Source organism: Acidimicrobiales bacterium (assembly GCA_036270875.1).
Lineage (GTDB): Bacteria > Actinomycetota > Acidimicrobiia > Acidimicrobiales > AC-9 > AC-9.
Genome location: DATBBR010000039.1, coordinates 1 through 21,588 on the forward strand (window position 1 = coordinate 1; position 21,588 = coordinate 21,588).

The 21,588-nt window shown below is 70.0% G+C and carries 22 protein-coding genes; 4 read left to right on the plus strand and 18 right to left on the minus strand.

Features of this window, described 5'->3' with window-relative positions:
- The first annotated feature begins 228 nt into the window (after positions 1-228).
- Positions 229-795: a hypothetical protein gene (locus tag VH112_04405; protein HEX4539465.1), complete on the plus strand. Its 567-nt coding sequence runs from the start codon at positions 229-231 to the stop codon at positions 793-795.
- Between the two features lie 79 nt (positions 796-874).
- On the opposite strand, the gene VH112_04410 is transcribed toward VH112_04405, so the two are convergent.
- The 7 genes from VH112_04410 to VH112_04440 form a co-directional block, all read right to left on the minus strand.
- Positions 875-2,524, minus strand: coding sequence for an ABC-F family ATP-binding cassette domain-containing protein (locus VH112_04410; GenBank protein HEX4539466.1), 1,650 nt, complete (start codon positions 2,522-2,524; stop codon positions 875-877).
- 137 nt (positions 2,525-2,661) lie between these two features.
- Entirely contained in the window at positions 2,662-3,423 is a 762-nt protein-coding gene (locus VH112_04415; protein HEX4539467.1) for a class I SAM-dependent methyltransferase, read from the minus strand.
- 133 nt (positions 3,424-3,556) lie between these two features.
- Positions 3,557-4,456 carry an alpha/beta hydrolase gene (locus VH112_04420; GenBank protein ID HEX4539468.1) on the minus strand — a complete coding sequence of 300 codons (900 nt, stop codon included), beginning with the start codon at positions 4,454-4,456 and terminating at the stop codon, positions 3,557-3,559.
- Positions 4,457-4,525: 69 nt separating this feature from the next.
- The gene (locus VH112_04425) at positions 4,526-5,326 is read right to left on the minus strand and encodes a hypothetical protein (GenBank protein ID HEX4539469.1); all 801 of its coding nucleotides are present in this window, start codon (positions 5,324-5,326) and stop codon (positions 4,526-4,528) included.
- A 52-nt stretch (positions 5,327-5,378) separates the two neighbouring features.
- Positions 5,379-6,578 (minus strand): amidohydrolase family protein, encoded by a 1,200-nt coding sequence (locus tag VH112_04430; GenBank protein HEX4539470.1) that lies wholly within the window; start codon positions 6,576-6,578, stop codon positions 5,379-5,381.
- Positions 6,579-6,650: 72 nt separating this feature from the next.
- A complete protein-coding gene (locus VH112_04435) occupies positions 6,651-7,472 on the minus strand; it encodes a hypothetical protein (protein ID HEX4539471.1) in 822 nt (273 codons plus the stop codon).
- A gap of 4 nt (positions 7,473-7,476) precedes the next feature.
- The gene (locus tag VH112_04440; protein ID HEX4539472.1) at positions 7,477-8,442 is read right to left on the minus strand and encodes an ABC transporter ATP-binding protein; all 966 of its coding nucleotides are present in this window, start codon (positions 8,440-8,442) and stop codon (positions 7,477-7,479) included.
- Between the two features lie 200 nt (positions 8,443-8,642).
- Between VH112_04440 and VH112_04445 the strand changes: the two genes are divergently transcribed.
- A complete protein-coding gene (locus VH112_04445) occupies positions 8,643-9,878 on the plus strand; it encodes a sensor histidine kinase (GenBank protein HEX4539473.1) in 1,236 nt (411 codons plus the stop codon).
- Positions 9,875-10,537, plus strand: coding sequence for a response regulator transcription factor (locus VH112_04450; protein ID HEX4539474.1), 663 nt, complete (start codon positions 9,875-9,877; stop codon positions 10,535-10,537). Before VH112_04445 ends, VH112_04450 begins: the two co-directional genes overlap by 4 nt.
- Before the next feature lie 20 nt (positions 10,538-10,557).
- On the opposite strand, the gene VH112_04455 is transcribed toward VH112_04450, so the two are convergent.
- From VH112_04455 to VH112_04505, 11 genes are all read right to left on the minus strand, one after another.
- Entirely contained in the window at positions 10,558-11,685 is a 1,128-nt protein-coding gene (locus VH112_04455) for an acyl-CoA dehydrogenase family protein (protein HEX4539475.1), read from the minus strand.
- A 30-nt stretch (positions 11,686-11,715) separates the two neighbouring features.
- Positions 11,716-12,192 carry a hypothetical protein gene (locus VH112_04460; protein ID HEX4539476.1) on the minus strand — a complete coding sequence of 159 codons (477 nt, stop codon included), beginning with the start codon at positions 12,190-12,192 and terminating at the stop codon, positions 11,716-11,718.
- Positions 12,192-12,704 carry a MaoC family dehydratase N-terminal domain-containing protein gene (locus VH112_04465; GenBank protein HEX4539477.1) on the minus strand — a complete coding sequence of 171 codons (513 nt, stop codon included), beginning with the start codon at positions 12,702-12,704 and terminating at the stop codon, positions 12,192-12,194. Before VH112_04465 ends, VH112_04460 begins: the two co-directional genes overlap by 1 nt.
- Positions 12,701-13,867 carry a CaiB/BaiF CoA-transferase family protein gene (locus tag VH112_04470; protein ID HEX4539478.1) on the minus strand — a complete coding sequence of 389 codons (1,167 nt, stop codon included), beginning with the start codon at positions 13,865-13,867 and terminating at the stop codon, positions 12,701-12,703. Before VH112_04470 ends, VH112_04465 begins: the two co-directional genes overlap by 4 nt.
- Positions 13,868-13,869: 2 nt before the next feature.
- Positions 13,870-15,051, minus strand: coding sequence for an acyl-CoA dehydrogenase family protein (locus VH112_04475; GenBank protein HEX4539479.1), 1,182 nt, complete (start codon positions 15,049-15,051; stop codon positions 13,870-13,872).
- Positions 15,052-15,118: 67 nt separating this feature from the next.
- On the minus strand, positions 15,119-16,141 hold the full coding sequence (locus VH112_04480) for an acyl-CoA dehydrogenase family protein (GenBank protein ID HEX4539480.1): 1,023 nt from the start codon (positions 16,139-16,141) through the stop codon (positions 15,119-15,121).
- Positions 16,141-17,304: an acyl-CoA dehydrogenase family protein gene (locus tag VH112_04485; protein HEX4539481.1), complete on the minus strand. Its 1,164-nt coding sequence runs from the start codon at positions 17,302-17,304 to the stop codon at positions 16,141-16,143. The genes VH112_04480 and VH112_04485 overlap by 1 nt, the downstream gene beginning before the upstream one ends.
- Before the next feature lie 21 nt (positions 17,305-17,325).
- Positions 17,326-18,381 (minus strand): nitronate monooxygenase, encoded by a 1,056-nt coding sequence (locus tag VH112_04490; protein ID HEX4539482.1) that lies wholly within the window; start codon positions 18,379-18,381, stop codon positions 17,326-17,328.
- Positions 18,378-19,139, minus strand: coding sequence for a CoA-transferase (locus tag VH112_04495; GenBank protein ID HEX4539483.1), 762 nt, complete (start codon positions 19,137-19,139; stop codon positions 18,378-18,380). Before VH112_04495 ends, VH112_04490 begins: the two co-directional genes overlap by 4 nt.
- Positions 19,136-19,984 (minus strand): CoA-transferase, encoded by an 849-nt coding sequence (locus VH112_04500; GenBank protein HEX4539484.1) that lies wholly within the window; start codon positions 19,982-19,984, stop codon positions 19,136-19,138. Before VH112_04500 ends, VH112_04495 begins: the two co-directional genes overlap by 4 nt.
- Complete coding sequence (locus VH112_04505; GenBank protein HEX4539485.1) at positions 19,977-20,744, minus strand: enoyl-CoA hydratase family protein; 768 nt, start codon at positions 20,742-20,744, stop codon at positions 19,977-19,979. Before VH112_04505 ends, VH112_04500 begins: the two co-directional genes overlap by 8 nt.
- A gap of 51 nt (positions 20,745-20,795) precedes the next feature.
- On the opposite strand from VH112_04505, the gene VH112_04510 reads away from it, so the two are divergent.
- Positions 20,796-21,584, plus strand: a complete 789-nt coding sequence (locus tag VH112_04510) for a hypothetical protein (GenBank protein ID HEX4539486.1) — start codon at positions 20,796-20,798, stop codon at positions 21,582-21,584.
- Positions 21,585-21,588: the final 4 nt, after the last annotated feature.

Genomic DNA, 21,588 nt, shown 5'->3' on the forward strand with positions numbered 1-21,588 from the left:
CAGGGCCTCCGACAGCCTTCGCACGGCCTCCAGCAGGCTCGCGGGCACGCCACTCCTCTCCCCGCACAGACCGGGTTCGACGACTAGAGGAGGACGGAGACTGCCCCGCCCACGAAGGCACCGCTGACCTTACTCGAACACATGTTCGATGTCAAGGCACTCGACGCCCATATGGGAAACCAGGCAATATGGGCTTCGATCCACGCATCGACGTGGGAGGAAGGGAAGATGTCGCTGGGGAGGGTGAGGATCGCCGTTGGCATCCTCGCGGCCCTGACGGCGGTGGTGGCGGCGGTCGCCGCGTTGGGTTCCGCCGGCAGGGCCTCGGCTCCAATCCCGCTCACACCGTTGGCGCTGTCCACGACCGTCACGAGCTCCGCGAGCCGAGCCGCCCCGACGTCGGCTGCGGCCCGACGGCAAGCGAGCGACATCAACTACCTCCGCTCGCAATGGCTCGACGCCGAGCAGAGGATCCGGGCCGCAGGTGCGGCCACGAGCCAGCAGGAGCAACAAGGGATCCTCGCCAAGAACGGACCGGCGATCACCGCTGCGCTGAACCAGGAGGTCGCTGCGATCGGCGACCAAGACCACCGGATCGCCGCACTGCGCTGGCCGGCTTCGATGAAGACCGACATCGGCGCCTTCGGGTCGTCCAGCGCCGCCGCCCTCAACCAACTCCGTATCGCGGCGTCGAACCCCTTCGGCTACGACGCCGCGCAGGTCAATGCCGCCATCGCTACATTCAACACCGCCGCCAACGCTGTGCGCCACGACCTCGGGCTACCACCCGACTGACGCCTGGGGCCTTGGCATCCACGCCTCCGATACCGCCGCCATTGCTCGATTCAGGCCACCCGGGCGAGATCGCCATCCGTCAGCTCCGGGTGCCGAGATCGATCGTGCGGGTGAGGTCCACGGCGTCGAGCAGCTGGCGATCGTGGGTCACCAGGACCAGCGTCCCCGCGTAACCGGCGAGGGCCTCCTCCAGCTGCTCGATCGCAGGCAGATCGAGATGGTTCGTCGGTTCGTCGAGCACCACGAGGTTCACGCCCCGTGCCTGGAACCCTGCCAACTCGGCGCGGGTGCGCTCGCCGGGCGACAGTGATCGCTCCGGCCGCGTGAGGTGTTCAGCGCCGAGGCCGAACTTGGCCAGGATCGAGCGCGCCTCTGTCACGCTGAGTCCGCTTGTAGAAATGAAGGCCTCCAGCACCGTTGATGTGCCCGCCAAGGCCGCCCGATCCTGTCCGAGCTCGCCCGTGACGACGCCCGGGCCGATCCACCGATGTCCGCTCGTGAGCGGCAGCCGTCCGAGCAGCGCCTCGAGCAGGGTGGTCTTGCCGAAGCCGTTTGGCCCCACGAGAGCAACGCGTTCCCCCCAGCCGATCTCAACGTCGAGGGGTCCGAGCCGGAACGACCCCCGTGCCACGACGGCGTGCTCGAGGCGAGCCACCACCGCTCCGGCTCGGGGAGCTTCCCCGATTGCGAAGCGCAGGTTCCACCCTTCCCACGGCTTGTCCACGCTCTCGAGACGTGCGAGCTGGCGCTCGGTTCGACGTGCTCGAGCAGCGAGCTGCTCCGTGCGGTTGATACGAAAGTCGCGCTGAGCCTTGTCGTTGTCCGGCTGGCGACGTTTCTCCCGGCTCACCCCGCTCGTGGCCCACTGGCGCTCCCGCCGAGCCCGGCCGAGCAGCACCCGTCGTTGTGTCTGATAGTCGGAGTACGCCTCTTCGGCGTGCCGACGAGCCGTGGCCCGCTGTTCGAGATAGGCGGACCAGCCGCCTCGGTACAGCTGACCGGTGTGCTCGTGCTCGTCGAGCTCCAGCACCGATGTGATCGTCCGGTCGAGGAAGGCACGGTCGTGGGAAACGATCACCAGGCCGCCCGTGCCTTGGGTGACGATCGCCTCGAGGCGAGCCAATCCGTCGAAGTCCAAGCCGTTGGTGGGCTCATCGAGCAGGGTGACGTCGAAGCGAGACAGACGGATTGCCGCCAGCGCCAGCCGGGCCGCCTGGCCGCCGGAAAGCCCCGCGGTGGGACGGTCGAGCAGGTCCGGTGGCAACCCAAGCTGGACGAGCACAGCCTCGACCCGGGAATCCAGATCGCTGGCACCCAGCCCTTCCCAACGTTCGAGGGCATCGGCGTAGACCTCCGCCGAGCGGCGCTCTCCGCGTCCCAGAGCGTCTGCCGCCCGCTCGAGGACTGCATCGGCAGCCGCCACACCGGTCGTGCGGTGGAGAAAGCCGCTGACAGTCTCGTCGTCGCTCGGCGCCGGCTCTTGGGCCAGGTAGCCGACCGTGGCAGTGCGGGGGGCGATGTCGACCATGCCGGCGTCGGGCCGGTCGAGGCCGGCGAGGATCCGCAGCAGCGTCGACTTTCCGACTCCGTTGGGACCGACGATGCCGAGCCGGGTCGTGGGCCCCACCACCAGCGAGACGTCCCGAAGGACGGCGCGTCCGCCGAGGTAACGGCTGACGCCGGTCGCAGTCAGGGTGGCAGAAGACGTAGAAAGGCTGGGTGCGGGCAACGAGACCTCCGGGAAGGGACGAGGGTTAGGGTCCGTCGCTCAGCGCACGGGCAAAGAGTACCGTCGGCCCGGCAAGATCGCCCCCCAATTTCATCCCCAGCACTCGCTCAACTGAAGTCGCCGCACCCGCAGCTCATCTAGGCCGCCGACGCGAACGCGACCAGCTCGATCGCCTCGCGCACAGGGACCGGCGAAGTCTCTGCCGCGGCCGCGGCCTCGAGGCGGGCCAGCCCGGCGGCGAACTCGTCGATCGTGAGGAGCTCGAGGGTGCTGTCGGCCCGCAGCCGGACCCGCTCCGCTAGCTCGCCCATGCTCCCGGCGGTCGTCTGCCAGATGATGTCGTGGGCCCGGCGATGCAGGCCGGCGGCATCGAACGCGGCGGTGATCTCCTCCAGCGTCGGGAACCGCTCGGTGGCGATGCGAATCGCCTCGGGGAAGTACGGGGCCCACGGGATGAGGGGACAGGTGGCCTCGAAAGTGCCCCGCAGCAGTACCGGACCACCCGGTCGCACCACCCGACGCAGCTCGGCCGCGCACGCAGGCAGGTCGTCCACATGGTGGACCACCTGGGACGCCCACACCGCGACAAAAGCTCCGTCGCGCACCGGCACCGACTCCGCCCTCCCCGCCACCATCGCCACCGCACGGCCGACGTCATCCGTCACCGCCTGGTGGCGCATGCCCTCGGCGGGCTCCACGGCCACCACCATCACCCCGAAGCGCGCCCCCAGCGCCGAGGAGAAGCGCCCGGTCCCCGAACCCAGATCGAGGATCGGACCGTCAGCAGCGCCGACCCGCGAGGAGGCGGCGTCCATCCAGGCCGACATGGCCTCCGGCGCCAGCCGACGGCCGGCGCCGTAGACGCTGGCCATTCGGCCGCTGTAGTCGACCCTCGCCACTGGGGCCACCTTACGGTCACCTGGAGGCGGCGGCCCCTACGGCGGGGTCGGACCGAGCACGCCGTTGCCGAACGGCCACGGCTGCTGGGGTGCGGCGCCCATCGAGACCTGGTCAGCGCCGTCGCGGCTCCGCTCAGGCTGGCGGTGGTAGCCGGTCGAGCCAGCGCTCGACATCGCGGATCCACCACTCCGGGTTGGCCAGCTTGACCACGTGAGGGACCCCGGCGTGGACGCGCAGCTCCCAATCCGGATGGCGCCGCTTGGCCAGATAGGCCCAGGTCACCGGCACCTCCTGGTCCTCCTCGCCGTGGAGCACCAGGACCGGGCAGTGGATCTGGTCGTAAATGCGCCAAGCGAGCCAGGGCCGCACTGACAGGCCAACGAGGGAGGTGACCGCCTCCACGCCAGCCACTCGCCGATCTCGGGCGGAGACGCGCACGGCGGGATCGTTTCTGCCCTCGTGGCTCTCGTCATCGGCGCAGTCGGCCGGCCTGACGACTGCGGAGCTGAGGAGCGACTGGCGCAGGCCGCGGGCCATCCCGCCCACCTGCTCCGTCGTCATGGCTACTCCGACGATCGGCGCTCGCCAGCCTCCGTAGAACGCGGGCAGATAGCTGCTGCTGAGGATCAGCCCGCGTACCGAGGCCGTCTCGCGAGCTGTTTGCAGGGACGCGATGCCGCCACCGAACGAGGTGCCAATGAGCACGACGGGAGCGTCGGCCACCATTGCCAGGAACCCCGACAGTACCGCCTGGGCACCGCTCAGAGTCATACGCCGGCCTCGGCGAGGGCTCCGGCCGAACCCCGGCAGGTCGAGGGCGATGACGCGACCACGGCTGGCCAGCATCGCAGCCACCCCCTCCCAGTCGCGATGCGAACCGCCCATCCCGTGCACGCACACGACAGTGAGATCCCTCGGCCCGTCCCACTCGCGATAGAAGACCGGCCCGCCGACATCGACCACCTTTCCATCGCTGGGCACCGCGTCACCCTGGCCTGCCACGTCCTTCGTACGCATCGCACTGGTTCTCATGCCACCATCCTCCTCTTGTACCTCTCTGCCCGGTGCGCGGCCTCGAGCTCGTTCTTCGGTCGTAGGGCGTCAAGGCTGGGGCCGAGCGGTCTCCTCCTGCGCTCGGGTCGCAGCCAGGAGCCGGTATCCGACCTCCGACTGCATGAGCCCGCACACGGCCGCGGCGCTGCCCTCGGCCACGAGTCGGACAAGGAAGTACACGGCAAGGTGATGCGGCACGAGGGCCACGACCGTCTTGGTGATGGCGCCTCCCACAAAAATGGGGAGGGTTGTCAGCACGAACACCGTCCGAAAGTGGGGGCGTACGACGTGGGCCGATCGCCGCAGCGCTCCTATGCCGGCCCTGTGCTCGAACTTGACGGCAGCACCCGTCACGGCAAGAAGCGTGAACACGACGAACCCAGGGACCACCAGCACGAGGAACCCCACGGCCGTGCAGAGCGTGACGAGGAGGTCGGCTCCGATCATGCGCCGGTAGGGCAGGGTGCGCAGGACCCGCCACGTGCTCTCCTCGGGGAGGCCGTGCTCAGCGGCACCGACGGCGCGGATGAAGAATCCGGTCAGGAACGTGATCCCGAGGACGTTGACCGCCGAATAGGCGACCTGACCGAGGATCTGGGGCCACGAGTGGGCAGGATTGACGAAGGCGTCGCCGAGCGCCTTGCCCGCTCCAAGGACGGCGTAGACGAGAGCCGTGACGACGACGACCCGGAGGAGACGCCGGCGGCCTGCCCGGAGAGCGGCCCGCGCAATCTCCCCCAGCCCGAGCGCCGGTGGGGGTCGGCGGGACTGCGCATCCAACCATCTCTCCAGGTCAGAAGGAACGACCTGGTGCGTGCGCCGCCCTTCTTGCTGACCCCCCCTGCGCACGGGGACAAGGGTAGCGGCGAGCTCTGGTGCGACACCCGGGTGCCGCTCGCCGTCAGCCGTCGAGGGCGAGCATGCGGATGGCGTTGCCCCGCACGATCTTGTCGACCGCCACGGGGTCGAGGTCCTTCATCTGCTCCTCGGCGATCTGGCGGGTGCGGGGCCAGGTGCTGTCGGAGTGGGGGTAGTCGCTCTCGTAGGTGACGTTGTCGACGCCGATGTCGTCGAGGGAGCGCAGCCCGTGCGCATCATCGAAGAAGCAGCCGTATACGTGCTCGCGGAACAGCTCGCTGGGGGGGCGCAGGACGTTCTCGGCCACGCCGCCCCAGGCCCGGTTGTCCTCCCACACGACGTCAGCTCGCTCGAGCACGTAGGGGATCCAGCCGATCTGGCCCTCCGAGTAGGCGATCTTGAGGTCGGGAAAGCGATTGAAGGCGCCGCACATCAGCCAGTCCACCAGCGAGTAGCAGGCGTTGGCGAAGGTGAGGGTCGAACCGACGGCGGGGGGCGCGTCCTTCGACGTCGACGGCATCTTCGAGGACGACCCGATGTGCATGCAGATGACCGTGTGGGTCTCTTCGCAGGCGGCGAAGAAGGGGTCCCAGTAGTGGTCCTTGTCGTGGACCGAGGGGAGTCCGAGGAAGGGCGGGATCTCCGAGAAGCACACGGCGCGGACGCCGCGCTCGGCGTTGCGCCTGACCTCGGCCGCGCCCAGCTCGGCGTCCCACAGCGGGATGAGGGTCAGCGGGATGAGGCGGCCGCCAGACTCGCCACACCACTCGTCGACCATCCAGTCGTTGTAGGCCTTCACGCACAGGAGGGCGAGGTCCTTGTCGTTGGCCTCCATGAACGTCTGGCCGCAGAACCGCGGGAACGTCGGGAAGCACAGCGACGCCTCGATCCAGTTGGTGTCCATGTCCTCGAGGCGGGGCTTCACCTGCCAGGCGCCCGGACGCATCCAGTCGTAGGTGGTCCCCTTCATGGTGATCTCGTCCCGATCGTGGCCGACGGCGGCGTCGACTCTGAGCAACGGACGGCGCAGCTCCTCGTACAGCCACCAGTCGACCGGCTCGCCGGGATCACCCGGCTCGCCGGGGACCGCCACGAACTTGCCGCCGACGAAGGAGATCTCCTTCACCGGAGCCTGCAGGACGCGCGGACCGACGTCCTGGTACCGGGACGGCAGGCGGTCCGACCACACGGTCGGCGGCTCGACGACGTGGTCGTCCACCGAGATGATCCTGGGGAGCTGCATGCACCTGATCGTACCCCTCGAGCTGACGGTGTGTCAGCTGGGTCGTCTCCGTCGACACCAGCGCCGCCTGGCTCATGCGTCACGGCGCACCATGAGCCAGCCGCCGAGCGCCAGGGCCACGGCGGCATAGGCGCCCAGCAGCCCAAAACCGACCCAGGGCGAGAAGGCGTGGGCTTGGGGCTGGACCGAGGTGAGCGCGTGGCCGATGTTGACAGGGAGGTACTTCCCCACCGCGTCGCCGATCGAAGATGGCAGCGCTTGCACGATGAGCGGGGCGATGAGCACGATCCCCACGAACGAGCTGATGGCCCCGGCCGTGTGCCGCACGATGGTGGCGATGCCCAGGCCCAGAAGGGCCAGCACGGCCAGGTACAGCCCGCCGCCGACGACGGCCTGCAGCACGCCGGGATCCCCGATGCCCGCCGATGGGGCCGATCCGGAGAGGATCGCCTGACCGAGGAAGAACGAGGAGAACGACACGATCTCACCGACGAGCAGCACCACCCCGGCGAGCACCGCGGCCTTGGCTCCGAGCACGAGCCGCCTGTTGGGCACCGCCGCCAGGGTGGAGCGGATCAGCCCAGTCCCGTACTCGCTGCTCATGACCAGCGCGCCGAGCACGCCCACGGCCAGCTGGCCGAAGAGCAGCCCGTTCAGGCTGAAGTTCGTCGGGTCGAAGGCGGCTCGCCGGAACGGGGAGAGAGAGGCCCAGTTGGAGGCCTCGCTCGCGCTGGTCAGCGCCCCGATGAGAATGGTCACACCGACCAGGGCCGCGATGGTCAAAGTGCTCGAGCGGACGGTGCTGAACTTCGTCCACTCCGATCGCAACACCCCGGCGGCCCTGTAGCCGCCGGTCGGCACGACCTGGGTCTCGGTAGCGGTGGCGAGCATCATGACCTCACTTTCCCGCCGGCACGAGCCGCCCGGCGTCTGTCTCGGATCCGTTCAAGGTGCCGACGCTCTTCTCGCCCTCGTACTCCAATGCGTCGGCGGTGAGCTCCATGAACGCCTCCTCCAGCGAGGCGGCCTGGGGCGAAAGCTCGTGCAGCACGAGCTGCTGTTGGGCAGCCAGCTCCCCGATGTCGGCCTCGGCGAGACCGTGAACGGCGAGCGCCCCGTCGTCCTCGGCGTCGATGGTGGCCCCGGCGCCAGCCAGCGCCCAGCTCAGCCGGGCGCCGTCGGGGCTGCGAACTCGCACAAAATGCTTGGAGCTCCGGGCGACGAAGTCGGCTATCGGTGTCTCGGCGATCAGCCGACCCCGGCCGATGACCACCAGATGGTCGGCGGTGAGAGCCATCTCGCTCATGAGGTGGCTCGACACGAAGATGGTGCGTCCCTCGGCCGCCAAGGATTTCAACAGGTTGCGCACCCAGAGGATCCCGTCGGGATCGAGGCCGTTCACGGGCTCGTCGAACAGGAGGATCGCCGGGTCGCCGAGTAGGGCGGCCGCGATGCCCAAGCGCTGGCCCATGCCCATCGAAAAGGTCCCGGCTCGCCGATGGGCCACTTTGGCCATCCCCACCAGCTCGAGGACCTCGTCCACCCGGGAACGGCGGATGCTGTTCGTCTGGGCCAGGGCCACGAGGTGGTTGGCGGCGCTACGCCCGGGGTGGAAGGCCCTGGCGTCGAGCAGCGCCCCCACCTCCCGCAGCGGCCAGGGCAGCTCGGCATAGGGTCGGCCGTTCACCGTCACCCGACCGCCGTCGGGGGCGTCGAGGCCCATGATCATGCGCATGGTGGTCGACTTGCCTGACCCATTGGGCCCGAGAAAGCCGGTCACCTGCCCCGGGCGGACATCGAACGACAGCCGGTCGACAGCCACCGTCTGTCCGTAGCGCTTGGTCAGGTCTCTCGCCTCGATCATCGATCTCCTCCTGGGTGCGCGACACGGCTTCATGGTGACCAAGCCAACCGGCTCGGTCGTCGGCCTGGAGGATCTTTCTCGTCTGCATCCCGAGGGCGACGGCCACGCCCTCCACGACGCCTCTCGTACACCTGGAGTCGTACGAGCACTGCCATCCATGGGCGGATGCGGTCCGTCGATCGGCTGGCTACCCTCCGAACATGGCCGAAGGGTCGAATCCGCTGGACAAAGGGCCCCGACCACCGCTGTCAAAGCGGGTCACCCGGTCCCAGTGGGAGGCCGTCGACGCCGTGCTCGCGGTCATCTTTGCCGGACTGACCGTCCCGTTCCTGGCCGGCCTCGATCACAACTTCTCGCGAAATCTCCCGCTCTGGCCGATGGTCCTTCTCAGCCTGGCCGCCACGCTCCCGCTCGCTCTTCGTCGCCGTCACCCGATCGGCGTGCTCGCCATCGTGACCGTCGCCCTTACCGTGGCCACCGGCTTCGGTGTCGCCTTCGGGCCCAACCCGACGATCGCCCTCGCCGTGTACACGGTGGCCACCCAGTGCGATCGACGACGATCGTTTTCCGCTCTCGTGACGGCCGAGGTGGCGCTCGTCGGGGCCCTCGTCGTGGCCGAGCTCACGACCACGATCAAGGGCGATCTGACGTTCAGTCCGGTGGTGGCGGCAGCGGCGTGGTTCGTGGGGGACAGCATCAGGGCCCGGCGGGCCTACACCGCCGGCCTGGCCGAACAGGCCGCGCAGCGCCAGAGGGAGGAAGTCGAACGGGCGCGCCGGTCGGTGGTCGAGGAGCGAGTCCGCATCGCCCGGGAGCTCCACGACGTGGTCGCCCACAGTTTGAGCGTCATCTCCATCCAGGCCGGCGCGGGGCGTCACGTCCTCGACAGCGACCCGGCGGAGACCCGCCGCGCCCTCGCATCGGTGGAGACGACAAGTCGGAGCGCCCTCGGCGAGCTGCGGCGGGTCGTCGGCTTGCTCCGCCAGGCCGATCAGCTCTCCCCCGCCCTGGCGCCGGCTCCGGGACTCGACGACCTCGGCCGGCTCGTCGAGCAGGTGCGCGCGGCAGGAGTGCCGGTCGAGCTCGATCTCGGTGGCGAGCCGATCTCGCTGCCCCAGGGCGTAGAGCTCTCCGTCTACCGGATCGTGCAGGAAGCGCTCACCAACGTGGTCAAGCACGCGGGACCGGCGCGCGCCCGCGTCGCCATCTCGGTCGCCCTCGACGCGGTCGATGTCGAGATCTTCGACGACGGCCGCGGCCTCGAAATCTCGGTCAGTGATGGCAACGGCGCCCGCAGCGACGACCAACCCCAGCATCATGGGATCATCGGCATGCGCGAGCGGGTGGCCCTCTACGGCGGCTCCTTGACCGTGGGCGGTGGTCCGAACGGGGGGTTCCGGGTCGCCGCCCACCTTCCACTCGTCGACCGTCCGTGAGCATCGGCGTCGTCGTCGTCGACGACCAGGCCCTCGTACGGGGCGGCCTCCGCGTCCTGGTCGACTCGGCCCCTGACCTGACGGTCCTCGGCGAGGCTGCCGACGGGAGCGAAGCCGTCGCCTTGGCCGAGCGTGTCCGACCGGACGTCATGCTGATGGACATCCGCATGCCGTTGATGGACGGCTTGGAGGCCACGAGGCGCATCACCGCCTCGGTGACGACGAGCGCCGTCCGGATCGTGGTCATCACCACGTTCGACCTCGACGAGTACGTCTATGCCGCCCTGCGAGCTGGGGCCAGTGGCTTCCTCCTGAAGGACACCCCGCCTGACGAGATGCTCGCCGCCATCCGCGTCGTCGCCAGTGGCGAGGCTCTTCTGGCACCGAGCGTCACGCGACGCCTGATCGAGCAGTTCGTGAGCCGACCAGAGCCCACCGTTCGCTCCCAGGACGCGTTGATGCACCTCACCGCACGCGAGCGGGAGGTGCTGGCGCTGGTGGCCCGCGGACGTTCCAACGCCGAGATCTCGAACGAGCTGTCGATGAGCCCGGCAACGGCCAAGACCCACGTCAGCCGTCTGCTCACCAAGCTCGACGCCCGGGACCGCGCCCAGCTGGTCGTGATCGCGTACGAGACGGGCCTCGCAGTACCCGGCTGACGAGTCCAGCTCCTGGTGGCTCAGCGGTCGAGCACCTCGACCGCCACCAGCTCCTCGAGGTAGCGGGGATCCCACCAGGACAGCTGGAGCTGCTTGGCCCGGCGGAAGTACAGCTGGATGTCGTACTCGACGGTGAAGCCGACGCCCCCGAAGACCTGCTGCGCCATGGCGGTCACGTCACGGAAGGTCTGGCAGGCGAACAGCTTGGCCATGGGAGCCAGGCGCGCCGTCGACCGGCCCGTCGACCGGGCCCACGCCGCCTCCCACACCAGCGTCTCGGCCCCGTCGACCCGGGTGACGGCGTCAGCGAGATAGTGGGAGATGGCCTGGAAGGCGCCGAGGGGCTTGTCGAACTGGAACCGGTCCTTGGCGTACTGGACCGTGATGTCGAGGGCGTACCGGGCCCCGCCCACCGCCTGGGCGGCGAGCAGCACGATCCCGTCGCGCATCACCTGGTCCCACGCCGACCACCCGGCGCCGGGCGTGCCCACCACCGCGTCGCCAGCGACCAAGACTCCGTCGAAGTCCACGCGGCACTGGCTGTCGGACGCCACCGTGGGCTGAGGGGTGAGCGTCACACCATCGGCGTGTGGGTCGACCAGCGACAGCACCACGGCATCTGGCGCCTCGCCGCAGCGCGCCAGCACCAACAGCCGATCGGCTGCAGCCGCGTACTCGACATGGCGCTTCGTCCCCGTCAGCCGCCAGCCTTCGCCCTCGGCCGTCGCCGACAGCCGCACCCCGGCCGGCCCGAATCCGCGCCCGGGCTCGAGCCACGCGGGGGTGACGACCGCGTCCCCGGACGCGATCGGGGCGAGCCACCGATCGCGCTGCTCGTCCGTGCCGGCCAGGGCGAGCACGCCACCGCTCATGACCGAGCTGACAAAGTGTGGTGAGGGCGCGAGCGTCCGGCCCAGCTCCTCGTACACCACCACGGCGTCGAGCATCGACATCCCAGAGCCGCCCCACCGCTCGGGGAGGGTGAGGCCGAGGATGCCCGTCTCCAACAGCTGCGCCCACAGCTGGTCGGGATAGCCGATCGCATCGCCCTCCATCTGGCGGACGACGTCGAGGCTGGCGTGCTTGGCGCACATGCCCCGCACGGCGTCCCGGAGCAGCTCCTGCTCGGCGGTGAAGTCCAGCTCCATGGGCGGATATGCCTCCGGTCGGCTTTGGGATCAGGGATGCCAGCGCTCGGCGCGCCGGGCCCACGGGTTGTCGTCGGGAGCGACGGGGATGGCGATGCGGGCCGAGCACTCGGTGCACGTCTGGTCGCCGACCCGGAGGGCGAGGTCGACCTCGGCCCAGCCGCAGCCGGTGTCGTCGACCTCCACGGTGCGCACCACGCCCGACAGCGCCATGGTGTCTCCCGGGAAGACCGACCCCTTCATCCGGAACCGCATCCGTCCCAGTCGGCCCTTGGGGCCCGTCCAGTCGGTCAGGTAGCGCTCGAACCACGCCGCCTGGTTGGGGGTGTTCATGAAGATGTCGCGGATGCCGTTGCGGTTCACCGCGAAGTCGTGGTCGTGGTGCATCGGTCGCCAGTCCCGGCTGGCCAGCGCGCCGAGCACGATGGTGGTGGCGCTGACCTCGTGGGACAGCGGCGGCAGCTCCTGGCCCTCCTTCACGTCGTCGAGGGTGAGGCGGGGGACCATCACGACGGGCCCCGCCGGTACCCAAAACCCGTGTAGGACTCCACGCCCACCAGCTCGTCGCGGTGGTTGCGGTACTCGACGTCGATCACCCAGAACCGGCCCGTTCCGAGGCGAGTCGTCTTCTCCTCGCTCACCGACTGCAGTACCTGGCGGCTGGACACGACGTCACCCGGCCGCACCGGCTCGAAGAAGGTGATGGTGTTGTCGCTGATCACGGCCTCCGGTAGCCCGAAGCGCTCCTTCAGGTCGAAGTGCACCTGCAATGGCTGGGCCTCGCCCGCTCGTCCCGGTGCCCAATGGTGGGGACGAAACCACACCGACAGCATCGTCGGCGGCGCCACGGGACCGCCGGTGACCGCCGACGCCACCTCGTCGTCCCAGAAGGGGGGGTTGCCGTTCTCCACCGACGCGCACGTGGTCCACACGTAGCTGCGCTCGACCGGGAACTCGCCGGCCTCCTCGTACTGCGTGCGCCCAATGACCTCGGCGACGTCCGCAGGAAGAGAGCTCATGCGACCGCACCGCATTCACGGAGCCGGGTGCACTCTGCCGGGGACAGCCCGGCCTCCACCAGTAGCTCGTCGGTGTCGGTCTTGCCCGCGTCGCGCACTCGAACCGGCTCCGCCGGGGCGACCGTTCCCGCCAGCACGGGGGCCACCTGGAGAAAAGTGCCGTGCTGGGGGTGCGTCGCCTTCACGAACGTGCCCCGCGCCGACAGCTGCGGATCCTCCACGACCTCGGGCACGGAGAGCACCGGGGCGACGCAGGCGTCAGACGCGGCCAGCTCGGCGACCCAGTCGTCCCGATCGCGGGTCGCGAACACCGCAGCCAGATCGGCCCTGATGCGCTCCTGGACCTCGTCGTCGGTCTGGCAATCGACCCATTGCGGAACGCCGAGGGCGCGGCACAGGTTGGCCCAGAAGCGCGGCTCGATCGCCGCCACCGCCACCCATCCTCCGTCCGCCGTCCGGTAGGTGTCATAGCAGGCGTAGCGCCCGGTGAGCATCCCGTGGCCGGGGCCGGGCACGACCCCGGTGGCCAGGTACTCATCGATCTGCAGGGCCATGAGGGCCACGACGCCGTCGGCGACCGACACGTCGAGGTAGGCGCCCTCCCCGCTGGCGCCCCGTCGCACCAGGGCGGCAAGGATGCCGATCACGGCCTGCATGCCGCCCCCGGCGCTGTCGGCGACCGTCGCACCCGGGATCGGCGGCTTGCCCTCGGCCCCCCGTCCCGAGCAGTCGAGGAACCCGCTCACGGCCAGGTAGTCGAGGTCATGGCCGGCCCGCTCGGCGTGGGGTCCGGACTGGCCGTGCCCGGTCGTCGAGCAGTAGACGATGCGCGGGTTGCGACCCCGGACGTCGTCGTAGCCGATCCCCAGCCTGGCGGTCACGCCCGGACGAAAGCTCTCGATGATCACGTCCACCCCCTCGGCCAATCGCAGGAAGGCCTCCCTGCCCTCGCCGGACTTGAGGTCGACGAGCAGACGCTTCATGCCCCGGTGGGCGCTGTACGCGAAGAACGGCGGCGTGAGGTGCACACCTTCCCTGGCCGGGACCGGTCCGACCTTCACGACCGTGGCGCCGTAGTCGGCCAGCCAACGCGACGCCCGTGCGGCCGGCCCCACGCTCGCCAGATCGAGCACGGTGACACCCTCGAGCATCGGCCTGGTCACGCTCAGAAGTTCTTGGGCAGGCCGAGCTTGCGGCGGGCGATGATGTTCTTCTGGATCTCGGAGGCGCCGCCGCCGAGGGTGTCGATCACCGTGTAGCGGTACGTCGACTCCGCCCGTCCCTGCATCGGAGCGTCCTCGGTGTGCACCCGCAGCTGGCTGCCGGGACCACCGATGTCCATGGAGGCGTTCGCCAGCCGCTTGGAGAGCTCGGTGGCGAACAGCTTGTACTCCGACGCCTCGGTGGTCGGGGGCGGGCCTCCCTTCATCGACTTGGCCACGAAGCGCAGCCCCAGCACGCGCGCCACCTCGCAGTCGGTGGCGAGGCGGGCGATCTCGTGGCGGACCACCGGGTCGTCACCCAGGCGCTCGTCGTCGCGCGTCTCGGTCGCCACGTAATCGCGCAGCAGGTCCATCCGCTGCTCGATGGGCGAGAACGTGAACATGGTGAACCGCTCGAGGTCCAGTGCCTCGGAGATGTACTGGAAGCCTCGGTTCAGCTCGCCGACGACGTAGTCGTCAGACACCCAGACGTCGTCGAAGAAGACGTCGTTGGTGCGCTCGTCGCCCATCGTCCAGATGCCGTTGATGGTGATGCCGGGCTGGTCGAGGGGGACGAGGAACAGAGTGATCCCGCGATGCTTGGGCGCGTCCGGGTCGGTGCGGGCGCCCACCCAGTACCACTCGGCAAAGTGGGCCGAGGTCGTCCACGTCTTCTGGCCGTTCAACCGCCAGCCGTCGCCATCGCGCGTCGCTCGCAGCTTCATGGAAGCGGCGTCGGAGCCGGCGTCGGGCTCGCTGTAGCCCACGGCGAACTCGACCTCGTTGCGCAGGATCTTGGGCAGGAACTCCTTCTTCAGCCGGTCGCTCCCGTGGGCCAGGATCGTCTTGCCGATGATCCCCACGCCCTTGCCGATCTGCGGGCCGCCCCGACGGGCCAGGGCCTCGTTGAGGAGGTACTCGTAGACCCCGTCGCTCTCCTGGCCGCCCCACTCCTTGGGCCAGGTGATCCCGAGCCAGCCGTGCTCGCCGACCTTGCGCATGAACGCCCGCTTCTTCGGCGTGTCGACGATCTGGGCCATGTTCTCCCGCGTGACGTCGAACACCTCGGGATCGTCGTTGTCGTCGAGAAAGCGCTCGACCTCTTCCCGGAAGGCGACCTGCTCGGGGGAGAGCTCGAAATCCAATGTGGCTCCCTAGGCAGGGTGGCGCCCGCCAGCGCTGGCGCCACGCAGAATCTGATACACCATCAGCTTAGGGCACCGGAAGGACCGCTGCGCCAACCCGAGCCCGGTGCCAGGCGGCGTCACCCCACGACGCAGCCAGCGCCCAGCCCCGCTTCATCCACAAGTGGAGGTCGTGCTCCCAGGTGTAGCCGATGGCGCCGTGGGTCTGGAGTGCGACCCGAGAGGCGAGCGTCGCCGCGTCGGAGGCGTAGGCCTTGGCCATGGACACGTCGAGCGCCCGCTCGGGCTCGTCGCGGGCCACCGAGTAGGCGGCCCGGTAGACGACCGGCCGGGCCAGCTCCAGCCGGAGGAGGGCGTCGGCGAGCATGTGCTTGACGGCCTGGAAGGCGCCGATCGGCTGCCCGAACTGCACCCGGTGACGGGCGTGCTGGACGGCGAGGTTGATGAGCTGCTGCGAGACGCCGAGCAGCTGGGCCGCCGTGGCCAGTGCGCCGCGGTCGAGGGCGGACTCGACTGCCGCCGCGGCCCGTTCGCCGTCGGCAAGCCGTGTGCCGACCCGCGGCTCCCACTCGACGGTCGCGAGCCGGCGGGCGCCGTCGAGCGACGGCTGCTCGAACATCGTCACCTGGTCCGGCGCGACGGCGTGCACCTCGTCGCCCCGCTGGAGCAGGAGCAGGTCGGCAGACCCGGCGTGGTCCACGTACGGATACCCGGCCAGGCCGACGCCGAGGATGGCCTGCCCGGCCGCCACCGGGCGAAGCCAGCGCTCCCGCAGATCGTCCGACCCCACCTCGGCCAGCAGGGGTGCCCCCACCGCCGTGGTGTCCACGATGGGCTCGGGAAGGCCGGCCCGTCCCGACTCCTCGAGCACGAGGACCAGCGACAGCTCGTCCATACCCAGTCCGCCGTGGCTCTCGGGAACGGTCAGGCCGGTGACCCCCAGTGCCGCCAGCTTCGTCCATCGTTCGGTCGACCATCCGCGGTGGCTCGACCATGCCTCCCGGACGGCGGCGGGCGTGCACTCCTTGGCGAAGAAGTCCCGCACGGTCGTCCGAAAGAGCACGTGGTCCTCGTCGAAGGCGAACCGCATCACGAGCTCCGGGGAAGCGACAGGACCCGATCGGCGACGACGTTGCGCTGGATCTCGTTTGTGCCGGCGTAGATGGGCCCCGCCAGGGCGAAGAGGAAGCCGTCGAGCCACCGGCCGTCGTCCACCACGCTGGGCGCCTTCCCGACGAGCTCGGCCGACGGCCCCAGCAGGCGAAGAGCGGTCTCGTGCATGCGCACGTCCATCTCCGACCACCACAGCTTGTTGAGGCTGGACTCGGCCCCGATGGAGCCACCGTCGATGATGCGCGACACCGTCCAGTAGGTGTGCAGCCGGTAGGCCTCCGCGTCCATCCAGGCCTGCACCACCTCGCCGGGCAGCGCGGCGTCGGCGGTGCCGCCCACCCGGCCGTACAGGTCGATGAGCCGCTCGGCCGTCGCGGTGTACCGGGCGGGGCTGCGCAGGCTGAGACCCCGCTCGAAGCCGGCGGTGGCCATGGCGACCTTCCAGCCCCGGTCCTGCTCCCCCACCACGTTGGCGGCGGGGACACGGACACCCTCGAGGAAGACTTCGGCGAAGCCGGTCTCCCCGTCGAGCTGGGCGATCGGGCGGACCGTCACCCCGTGGGCGTCCATCGGCACGAGGATGAAGGTCAGCCCGCGATGGCGCTCCGCCGCGGGGTCGGTCCGGAACAGCCCGAACATCCAGTCGGCGAAGGCGCCGCGGGAGCACCACGTCTTCTGGCCGTCGAGCACGTAGTCGTCGCCGTCGCGGACCGCCCGGCTGCGGATGGCGGCCAGGTCGCTCCCGGCGTCGGGCTCGGACCACCCCTGGCACCAGATCTCGTCCCCGGAGGACATGGGCGGGAGGAAGCGGGCCTTCTGCTCTTCGGTGCCGAGCTCGATGATGGTCGGCCCGAGGAGGAAGATGCCGTTCTGGTTGACCCGGCCTGGGGCATCGGCCCGGTAGTACTCCTCCTCGAAGACCAGCCACTCGATCAGGTTCGCACCCTGACCTCCGTGCTCGACCGGCCACGAGACCGTCGACCAGCCTCCGCCCGAGAGCTGTCGCTCCCATTCGCGGTGCTGCTCGAACCCCTCGGCGGTGTCCATGGAAGCGAGCGGCGCCGCTGGGACGTTGTCCTCCAGCCACGACCTGGCGATCCGCCGGAACTCCTCCTCGTGGGGCGTGAAATCGAGATCCATGAGGCCTCCCGCTCCCGCCGGTCACCCGCCCAGGCGGGCCAGCGTCTCCTCGGCCTGTCGGATGATGCCAGCGATGACCTGGGCCACGTCCGGGAGCTCCTCGATGACCCCTACGACCTGCCCCGTGGGCAGTATGCCGACCTCCGGCCGCCCCTCGACCATGGCCGCCCTCGTCATCATGGGCGCGTTCGCCGCCATCACCATCTGCCCCCAGGTCAGGCCCTGGCGCTTCTTCATGGCCAGCCCCTCGGAGAGCAGGTCGCGCAGCGACGTGCCGGTGAGCTTGCGGAAGGCGAAGGCGTTCCGCACGGCGCGCGGCAGGGCGGTGAGCCGTCCGGACCGCTCGAGCGAGTCGACCACGTCGGTGCGGATCACCCGCTGGGGCAGGCCGTCGATGTGGCGCGACACCACGGTGTCGGTCACCGACTTGTCGAGGTAGATCCCCTTCACGTTGTCGGGCACCGTGCTCTCCTTCGTGAGGAGAAAGCGTGTGCCCATGGCCACCCCGGCGGCCCCGTAGGCGAGCGCCGCCACCAGGCCCCTGCCGTCGAAGAAGCCGCCGGCGGCCACGACGGGCACGTCGACGGCGTCGACCACCTGGGGTAGGAGCAGCGAGGTCGGCACCTGACCGGTGTGGCCGCCGCCCTCCATGCCCTGGGCGATGAGGGCGTCGGCGCCCCACTCGACCACCTTCTCGGCGTGACGCCGGGCGCCGATCGTCGGGATGTTCACCACGCCGTTGTCCCGCAGACGGTGGATGAGGTCGGGGCGCGGCGCCTGGCCGTAGCTGGCCACCTTCACGCCCGACTTCACGATCAGCGCCACCCGATCCTCCACGTCGGGCTGGTCGGTGCGGAAGTTCACACCGAAGGGACGGTCCGTTCGCTCCTTCACCTCGTTGACCGCCCGCTCCAGCTCGTCGAGGGTCATCGTCCCGCCGGCGAGGATCCCCAGGGCGCCCGCCTGACTGGAGGCGGCGGTCAGCCGCGGTCCCGACACCCACCCCATGCCGGTCTGCACGATCGGATAGCGGACGTCGAGCAGGTCGCAGAGGCGGGTGTGGAGCGCCTCGCTCACTTCACCTCGCTCCTGCGCAGTCCACTGGGGTCGAGCACCTCGCGCACGAGGTGCAGCTCCTCGTCGGTCGGGATCCTGCTCTCCGCGACCTCCTCGGGGATTTCGAGCGGGAAACCCGTGGCCTCCACCACCTCGTCGACGGTCACCCCGGGATGCACCGACCGCAGCCGCATGGCGTGGTCGGGCGTGGCGAAGTCGAGGACCGCCTTGTTGGTCACCACCACCCGGACCTCGTGGAAGCGGGATGCGGACGCGCCCGTCTCGGCGGCGCGCTGGTAGCCGACCCCCGACACCATGTCGACGTGCTCGACGAAGGCGCGCCGGGAGTGGTTGGGCACCCAGTAGCTCGTGGGGTGGTTGACGGTGTTGCCCGGAGCTCCTCTGACCCCGAGGAGCTGCGCCTTGGGGCGCTGCCAGTCGCCGATGCAGGCGATGTTCTGGTTGCCGTAGCGGTCGAGCTGGGTGGCCCCCATCATCACGTGGCGCCGACCGGCCCACAGGACGTCGAACACCGACCGGTAGGGCAGCCACCCCTCGACCACCTTCGTCTCGGCCGGTCGGCCGACCGGCAGCGGGTTGGCCACCAGGTAGGCCTCCCCGTCGGTAAGCACTAGGTCGGGCTCGAAGGTGGCCTTGGCCAGCCGGACGCCGATGGTCGGCACCATGCCGATGGGGCTGGCCAGCACCTCCCCGTCACCGCGCCACGCCTCGGCGCAGGCCACCACGCAGATCTCGTCGAGCGTCGCCTCCGCGATCACGGCCGGCGCACCCGCTTCTGGTAGTCGGCCTCGCTGGGAAGCTCGAGGTACGTGCGCCGGAACGTCGCCCACGCCTCGGGATCGCCGGCGGCGGTGGCGTACTCCCGCTGGAGCTCCTCGTCGCGCTCGTAGTCGGGATCGCACGAGGTGAAATGGGCGCCGTGCGGCGCCTCCACCACCCCGTCGGTCATCATGCGGTTGATTCGGAGGGACTGCACCGGCCCCTCCTTCAGGAGGTCCTCGGTGGGGACGAGGCGCTCGCAGGACAGGAACCGACGGCGAGCGGCCATGCAGAAGAGGTCGTCGAAATAGGGGTCCGGCCCGAGGTACTGCCCGTTCCCACCTGCATCGGCGCGGTTCATGTGAACCAGGGCCACGTCGAGTGGCAGCGCCGGCATGGCGACCACCTCCTCACCGTCGTAGGGCGAGGCGACCGTGGACAGCTCGGGGTTGATGCGCATGACGTCCGAGCCGAGCCCGGCGCGGGTCGGCAGGAACGGGAGCCGCAACGCCGCCGCGTACAGGCCCCACTGCAGCATGCCCTCGTCGAGCTCCATGGCCTCGATGGCGCCGCTCTGGCGGGCCGCCCGGAAGTGCGGCTCGAGCGGGATCGAGTCGAGCGAGACGAAACCGTAGATCACCTTTCGCACCTTGCCCGCCGCGCACAGGAGCCCGACGTCCGGCCCGCCGTAGGACACGAGCGTCAGATCCTTGACGTTCGAGCGAAGCATGGCCCGCACCAGCGACATCGGCTTGCGCCGCGACCCCCACCCGCCGATGCCCACCGTCATCCCGTCGGACAGCTCAGCGGCGACCTCGTCCTCCGTCGTGCGCTTGTCAGCCACGGGGTCGGGGTTCGTCCTTGTCGATGAAGGCCTGCCGGGCCTCGTCGGACACGTCCGACAGGTTCAGCTCGAAGGTGAAGCCCTGCTCGAAGCGGTAGCTGCGCTTGACGTCGACGGGATCGATCCCGTTCAGGGACTCCTTGGCCCGCCTGATGACGGCGGGGTTCTTCGCCGCGATCTGGGCGGCCACCTCCCGGGCGGCGGCGCGAAGATCGTCCCGCTCGACGACGCGCAGGACGGAGCCGAAGTGGTGCAGCTCCTCGGCCGTGGCCGTGGCGCTGGTGTACATCATGGCCCGCATCTTGTGCTGGGGCACGAGGCGAGCGAGGTGGGTGGCCGCACCGAGGGCGCCGCGGTCCACCTCGGGCAGGCCGAAGGTGGCGTCGGTCGACGCCACGATGACGTCGGAGTTGCCGACGATCCCGATGCCTCCGCCCAGGCAGAACCCCTGTACGGCCGAGATGACCGGGACCTCGCACTCGTAGACGGCGGCGAACGCCGCCGCGCAGCCCCGGTTCACCCCGACGAGCGCCGCGCTCCCCTCGCGCTGGATCTCCTTGATGTCCACCCCCGCGCAAAACCCCCGGCCTTCCGCGGCCACGATCACCACCCGGACGGCCTCCCGGGCGCCGAGCCCCCGGACCGCGTCGGCGAGGTCGAACCAGCTCTTGACGTCGAGCGCGTTGACCGGCGGGACGTCGATGACGACCTCGGCCACCCCGTCGGCAGCGCCGTCGGCCATGCCGTGCGAGATGCCCATAGGTTAGGATTCTGACACACCGTCACGTGGCTGACGAAGGGACGCCGAGCGATGAGGGAGTACCCGATCCGGGTGGGGAGCATGCTGTTCACGATGGTGGACCCCCACCGTGGCCACGAGGTCGAGTACAACCGCTGGTACGAGCGGGATCACTTCTATGCAGGCTGCCTCATCGGGCCGTGGCTCTTCTCCGGCCGTCGTTGGGTGGCGACCCGTGCGCTCAAGGACCTGCGCTACCCCGCCGACAGCCCGGTGGCCGACCCGGTCGACGCCGGCTCGTACCTGGCCGTCTACTGGGTGCTCGAGGGCAAGCACGGCGAGCACTTCAGCTGGGCCACCGATCAGGTGAAGGCGCTGTACGCCGACGGGCGCGGCTTCGACCATCGCACCCACATCCACACGGCGCTGTACACCCACGACTGGCGCCGCTACCGCGACGATGACCCCGTGCCTCTCGAGCTCGCGCTCGACCACGACTTCGGGGGGATGGTCGCCGTGAGCATCGAGCGGGAGCAAGGAGTGACCAAGGAGCAGGTCGACCGCTGGTACGAGGACGAGCTGTTGCCGTCGTGGCTTCCCGGTTCCCCCGTGGCGTCGGTCTCGTCGTGGTCGCAGGTGCCCCTGCGGGGCGACGCGCCGTCGTTCGTCCCCCGTGACGAGGGCGCCGACCGCAGGTCGATGCACCTCTACTTCCTCGACACTGATCCGCGCCACGCCTGGGACCGCTTCGTCGAGCTGGGCAAGGCCGTGTCGGGCAGTGGGCTGGCCCACGCCGCCCTGGCCGCGCCGTTCATCCCCACGGTCGTGGGCACCGACACCTACGTCGACGAGCTCTGGTAGCTCC

Bases quoted from the DNA above. Each gene is read 5' to 3' on its own strand.
- VH112_04405 (HEX4539465.1), top strand. From the start codon at position 229: ATGTCGCTGGGGAGGGTGAGGATCGCCGTTGGCATCCTCGCGGCCCTG.
- VH112_04420 (HEX4539468.1), bottom strand. From the start codon at position 4,456: ATGAGAACCAGTGCGATGCGTACGAAGGACGTGGCAGGCCAGGGTGAC.
- VH112_04430 (HEX4539470.1), bottom strand. From the start codon at position 6,578: ATGCAGCTCCCCAGGATCATCTCGGTGGACGACCACGTCGTCGAGCCG.
- VH112_04435 (HEX4539471.1), bottom strand. From the start codon at position 7,472: ATGATGCTCGCCACCGCTACCGAGACCCAGGTCGTGCCGACCGGCGGC.
- VH112_04440 (HEX4539472.1), bottom strand. From the start codon at position 8,442: ATGATCGAGGCGAGAGACCTGACCAAGCGCTACGGACAGACGGTGGCT.
- VH112_04445 (HEX4539473.1), top strand. From the start codon at position 8,643: ATGGCCGAAGGGTCGAATCCGCTGGACAAAGGGCCCCGACCACCGCTG.
- VH112_04455 (HEX4539475.1), bottom strand. From the start codon at position 11,685: ATGGAGCTGGACTTCACCGCCGAGCAGGAGCTGCTCCGGGACGCCGTG.
- VH112_04460 (HEX4539476.1), bottom strand. From the start codon at position 12,192: ATGGTCCCCCGCCTCACCCTCGACGACGTGAAGGAGGGCCAGGAGCTG.
- VH112_04465 (HEX4539477.1), bottom strand. From the start codon at position 12,704: ATGAGCTCTCTTCCTGCGGACGTCGCCGAGGTCATTGGGCGCACGCAG.
- VH112_04480 (HEX4539480.1), bottom strand. From the start codon at position 16,141: ATGCGGTTCGCCTTCGACGAGGACCACGTGCTCTTTCGGACGACCGTG.
- VH112_04485 (HEX4539481.1), bottom strand. From the start codon at position 17,304: ATGGATCTCGATTTCACGCCCCACGAGGAGGAGTTCCGGCGGATCGCC.
- VH112_04505 (HEX4539485.1), bottom strand. From the start codon at position 20,744: ATGGGCATCTCGCACGGCATGGCCGACGGCGCTGCCGACGGGGTGGCC.
- VH112_04510 (HEX4539486.1), top strand. From the start codon at position 20,796: ATGAGGGAGTACCCGATCCGGGTGGGGAGCATGCTGTTCACGATGGTG.